Origin of the sequence: Microcystis sp. M061S2, assembly GCF_020245605.1 — a bacterium.
GTDB lineage: Bacteria > Cyanobacteriota > Cyanobacteriia > Cyanobacteriales > Microcystaceae > Microcystis.
This window is the reverse complement of the sequence record NZ_JADBUP010000105.1, coordinates 1-4,167: the sequence shown is the minus strand read 5'-3', so window position 1 is coordinate 4,167 and position 4,167 is coordinate 1. Positions and strand designations below refer to the sequence as shown.

Annotated in this window: 5 protein-coding genes; all 5 read left to right on the top strand. The window is 50.5% G+C overall.

Annotated elements, in window-relative coordinates; genetic code table 11:
* Positions 1-208: hypothetical protein (locus tag IM475_RS17790; protein WP_287728590.1), on the top strand; the 208-nt coding region annotated here is incomplete at its 5' end.
* A gap of 296 nt (positions 209-504) precedes the next feature.
* Positions 505-903: a cytidine/deoxycytidylate deaminase family protein gene (locus IM475_RS17785; protein WP_287728588.1), complete on the top strand. Its 399-nt coding sequence runs from the start codon at positions 505-507 to the stop codon at positions 901-903.
* A 609-nt stretch (positions 904-1,512) separates the two neighbouring features.
* Positions 1,513-2,409 (top strand): glutamate--tRNA ligase, encoded by an 897-nt coding sequence (locus tag IM475_RS17780; protein ID WP_287728586.1) that lies wholly within the window; start codon positions 1,513-1,515, stop codon positions 2,407-2,409.
* A gap of 455 nt (positions 2,410-2,864) precedes the next feature.
* Positions 2,865-3,347, top strand: coding sequence for a hypothetical protein (locus tag IM475_RS17775; RefSeq protein ID WP_287728584.1), 483 nt, complete (start codon positions 2,865-2,867; stop codon positions 3,345-3,347).
* A 130-nt stretch (positions 3,348-3,477) separates the two neighbouring features.
* Positions 3,478-4,167 (top strand): hypothetical protein (locus tag IM475_RS17770; RefSeq protein ID WP_287728582.1); only part of this gene is annotated, 690 nt, incomplete at its 3' end.

Below are 4,167 nucleotides of genomic sequence, written 5' to 3'. Positions count from 1 at the left end.
TGCTCGTGAGGACGGCACACTGACTGGCACTGTTCGTGATATCGGCCCTCTTATGAAGAGTATCTTTACTGATATCTCTGAGGAGGAGGAGACGAACATCAAGAACATGCTCTACCGCCTGTTTCACAAAGACCTTATGCGGATGGCTACCAAGAATTTCCCCGAGACTTACAAGCATTGGCTTGAGAATGGGGAAATTACCCCTTGATTATCAGCCTAACTGTATTCGCCTACATCGTCATTGTTTGTTACCACGCTTACAAAATTGAGAAAGGTTTACACAAATGAGTCTATCCTTCAAAGGCCAACTCTGCGATCCGTCGTTCGTGCCACCAACTATCCCGCCAGGCCCGCGCGCCGATCAGGCAGTCCGCAACTCTCGTTCTCAAGCACGGCGCATGGCAAACATGCCGTGGCACAAGTATGAATATCTCGTACACCGATATGGAGAAAAGCCAGTAAACAGGATGTTGCGCGAATTGCGCGATGGCCCGAATCTCACGAATGCTGGAAGCAGCTAAAGCGGTAGCTTTATCTGGTCCCGGCGTAGGTGGTCGCAACGGCACTAATTTTAGGATTGGTGCCGTTCTCTTTTCTGGAAACCATGTAATTTCGGCAAAACATAATGAACTCAAAACCCATCCAAAGCTGGCTAGATACAGTCCGTGGCCGTTTCTACACGCTGAGTCTAGCTGCATTCTACATGCCGGATTCGATGCCAGCCATGGCGTTGATCTGGCTGTATCACGGGTCAAGCGCGACGGTTCTGTAGCCCTCGCCAAACCCTGCACTGTTTGCCAAGCGGTCATTCGTCAGGCTGGTATTCGGCGCGTATTCTACACCACGGACGATAAGCCCGAGGTGTGGAACGTAGCCGATGGCAGCTTTGCTGCTGCTTTCTGACTTGCCGACTTGACATAGCAGGATGTTTATCTTATAATATGTGCATAATCCGGTTATGGAGAGTCGGCAATGGCCCACTGCTGCAAATGCGGGGAAGAGTATCCCACTGCACGCCTACAGCTAGGTTATCGCACATGCTTAGACTGCGGTAGCCCTGCGCCTGTGCGGACAGTCATTCCATTCCACAAGAGTAACTACATGCTCGTTACCAAGCGAGAAGAATTGGTCATCAACCCTAAACTGGTAGGCATGACATGATCTACCCCATTACTGAGACGATGGGCTTACCATACGACGTGGCAGGGGCGGAAGTCTTTTCCCATACCCATGTGCGACCATCCCTAGAGGCTAGTTACAGCATTATTGATCGCTGGTCGGACAGAACTATGTTCATCACAGGTAGAGTCTTGTTCGACGGCTACAAATTTCAAGCCTTTACATTAGATAAAGTTTTTTCAAATGGTTTGGACGCGTACCTAACCTGCAATGGTGGCGCTCCATACCTTGTTATTGTAAGACGAAATTCGCTTAGAAAGCTAGCTCTGTCTAGGTCAGACCTAGCAGTTCTTCAATTTCGTAAGAAACTTCGTGCAGCATAGGAGTGCTCACATGGAATATGTTACTCGCATCGCCCCTTCGCCTACCGGGATGATGCACTTTGGCACCGCACGCACAGCATACTTCTGCTGGCTTGCTGCCAAGGCTACAGGTGGCCAGTTCATCCTTCGTTTGGATGACACGGATACTGAGCGTAACAAGCCTGAGACCATCCAACCTATCTATGATGGATTGAAATGGCTTGGGCTGGATTGGGATCGCTTTGAGCGCCAGTCTCAGCGCACGTCCATCTACAAGGCGGAAGCCGAGCGTCTTCTGGAACATGGCTTTGCGTTCCGTGCCGACAATGGCGCAATCATCCTCAACTGGCAGGACTTCATGCCTCGCTCATGGCGTGATGAAGTTGCCGATAGAATCCCTATTACCGACACCAATATCGAGCAGATCAACGGGCGTACCGTACTGCTACGCGGCGGTGACAAACTAGGTGAGCCGACGTACCAGTTCGCCAGTGTTATTGATGACTACTTGATGAGTGTTAATTTTATTATTCGTGGCACCGACCACATCACTAACACGGCCAAGCAGCTAGCTATCTGGTCAGCTATTCAGAAGTGTGATGACCGTGATCAACTACATGGTGCGCCACCACCTAAGTTCGCCCATGTCGGTCTGATCTTCAAAGACAAGAAGAAGATGAGTAAGCGTGATGGTGCTGCTTCTCTCCTTGATTATCGTGATCGCGGTTACTCTCCTGATGCCCTTCTAAACTTCATGCTGCGCCTAGGCTGGGGTCCACGGGAGGATAACAAAGAGAACAGCATCATCGGTAAGGACAAGGCTATCCGCATGTTCCTTACCGAAGGTTCCATGCGCAACACTAATGCTAATTTCGATCAAGCGAAACTCGACTGGTTCCAAAAGGTCTACAGTCGTAAGGCGGCTTGACATAGATACCTCTTTAGGCTATAATTCATAACAATAAAAAACAAAGGACATCAATGGCTCGACGTAGGATGTTCGATGTAGGAGAGGTTGTAACCTTTCCTATTAGGTTTGCTAGGTACGATCCCACTACAGAAATTCTTGGTCGTATTGTGGGGTATAGGAATAGCCGTTACCAAGTGCAAGCAGTAGCACGGCGCATCTTTGCGTACCGTGATCCATTTCTCTATCGCTGGTCAACGCAGCTTCCTCATTTCCTGCAACACCCCAAGCAAGTGCAGGCACGTGACCTAAAACGCATGACAAGAGAAGATGTTGTTGGCGTTGTCCAGTCACAGCCTAATCCCAATCCAGCAATCATGCGCAACATGCGACCAACTGCTGTTGCTAAGTTTCTGTTCGATGCAGCAAATATGTATCGAACTGTCTCCTCCACTCCACTACAGGATTGATGAACCATGCTTACTCTTTCCCGTGACGGCTCTGCATTCGTCACAGTTCGACGCGAGGACGTGCCCATGCTGTCCGTCTTTAAGACGGATCGTGGCACTGGCTCGTCACTGTTTCTAAATCTTGGCAAGGTAGACCCGCTTGATCGGTATCTCAGCATCAACCTTCGCTCTCATTCGCTAGCCCTCGGCCTATCAGGGCGCGATGCAACGATTGTTGGTATGGGCAAGATCAAATTCACTAAACTTGAAGTATACAAGAGTAATGAAGGCGACCTTAGTGTTAACAATTTTCAGCCGGGTGCAGTTATCATTACCAACACGCTTATGCGTGAGGACAAGATGGTGCCCATCGGCCTACTCGGCATTAGTGATCGTGCGACGTGGTACGGCCTAGACCTTAACAACGGCAAGCTGATTTCTGATATCAATCAGCGCAACGTGGGCCGATCCATCGGCACGTTCGGTATCGAGGCAACCGTCGTAGTTTAATGAAGAAACTGTTTAATCATAAGTTTCCCAATTGGTTGACGTACCTTAAATGGCGTTACGTCAACAAGAAGATCAAGCATGCCTTCTTTCGCTCAATCCAAACAGGCAAAATCTACGTGAGGTATCTGCGATGACTCGCATGTTCACACTGAGCACACGAGAACAAATCAATTGTCTGCGTGCGGCCATTAAGGAGCAGGGCCAGAATCCCGATGAAGTCATGGCCACCGGGGGCTATGACTTCAACATCAACAGCGCGCCGCTTGCCATGGCAGCGCGCATTGTCCGGTTCGTCTCCAAGGATTTTCTGGAGCTTCGCCGGTATGCCCGTGAGAATTTGCAGAACAATCGCTTTGCTTTCACCGCCCCCATCATGTTCGGGTCCAAACCGGACACGGTTCGTGTATTCACAAACATCAGCATGACGGGTACGGCAAGCGACGATATCTACAAGTTCTGCACGCCGTTCTTCTGCTACGACGAGGCCCTCCCCGACTTCCTCACGAAACTCAAGGACGATCTGGCTGACCCACGTCGGGCACAGGCATGGGCCACTACGAACCGTGCATGGCGTCGGCTCAAGCGATATGAGGAGATGACTATCGCCCGTGCCGTATCGCGGTTCTCCAATGCCAAGGAACTCGGCATCGGTGATCATCTGGTGCGCAACATGTCTCAGTACATCGAAGACATGCGTCGTCCGCTGGAAATCACCTATGCAGACAAGCCGGAAGACTTCCTGATCATGTACGGTTCCGGTCCCGGCTCGTGCATGTTCGTTCGTGAGGACGGCGACCCCCGCCATAATGTAGAGCACTGG

Bases quoted from the DNA above. Each gene is read 5' to 3' on its own strand.
- IM475_RS17780 (WP_287728586.1), top strand. From the start codon at position 1,513: ATGGAATATGTTACTCGCATCGCCCCTTCGCCTACCGGGATGATGCAC.
- IM475_RS17775 (WP_287728584.1), top strand. From the start codon at position 2,865: ATGCTTACTCTTTCCCGTGACGGCTCTGCATTCGTCACAGTTCGACGC.
- IM475_RS17785 (WP_287728588.1), top strand. From the start codon at position 505: ATGCTGGAAGCAGCTAAAGCGGTAGCTTTATCTGGTCCCGGCGTAGGT.